Source organism: Paraburkholderia sp. SIMBA_030 (assembly GCF_046535245.1).
Lineage (GTDB): Bacteria > Pseudomonadota > Gammaproteobacteria > Burkholderiales > Burkholderiaceae > Paraburkholderia.
Map to the genome: position 1 here is coordinate 1 of NZ_JAWRXB010000335.1, position 279 is coordinate 279.

Sequence of the window (279 nt, forward strand, 5' to 3'; positions counted from 1 at the left end):
TATCAACAACTCAACCGCAACCTCGGACGACTCGGCCAGCACAGCAATGGTGTGCTCAGCCGCTTGCGCCCGTGGGCGGTTGAAGACCACCCGCTGCCGGGGCCCAAGGGTCGCGGGGCCGTTCTGGTGCGCTTTGGCGAAGGTCCGGAGGCGCTGGTGGTGGTCATGATGCATCTGGCGCTCGGCGCTCGCGTGCGCAGCCTGCAACTGGCCTACATCCGCGAATTGATCGGCGGCTATAAACACCAGGTGCTGATGGGCGACATGAACACCCATGCC

At 64.5% G+C, this 279-nt stretch carries 1 protein-coding gene; it reads left to right on the plus strand.

Features of this window, described 5'->3' with window-relative positions:
• Positions 1-279 (plus strand): endonuclease/exonuclease/phosphatase family protein (locus tag SB772_RS40240; RefSeq protein ID WP_410838549.1); only part of this gene is annotated, 279 nt, incomplete at both ends.